Source organism: Stenotrophomonas sp. GbtcB23, from assembly GCF_019091045.1.
In the GTDB taxonomy this organism is placed as follows: Bacteria; Pseudomonadota; Gammaproteobacteria; order Xanthomonadales; family Xanthomonadaceae; genus Stenotrophomonas; species Stenotrophomonas rhizophila_A.
In genome coordinates this window covers 1-236 of sequence record NZ_JAGXKC010000683.1, presented here as the reverse complement: position 1 = coordinate 236, position 236 = coordinate 1, and the positions used below count along the sequence as shown (strand labels likewise).

General features: G+C 71.2%; 1 pseudogene. It reads right to left on the bottom strand.

Annotated elements, in window-relative coordinates:
- A pseudogene (locus tag KVS69_RS20560) lies at positions 1-236 on the bottom strand (hypothetical protein); the annotation flags it as partial.

The following is a 236-nucleotide window of genomic DNA, read 5'->3' as shown; positions in this document are numbered from 1 at the left end:
CGTTGCCGCTGTCGGCATCCTCATGGGTTTCGTCACTTCGCTCCAGCACCAGCAGGCCTTCCCCGTGGCGGTCGCGAAAATGCACGCGCCGAAGCACGTGGCCGCCCCCCGGTAGCGGCGCCGCAGTGGCCACCGGTTCGGGAAGCAGGGTCAGTTCGTGCACCCCCGCCGCCGGCCCCTGCTCGGCACAGCCAGCCAGTGCCAGGCAGGCGGCCCCCATCAGCACAGGGTTGAGC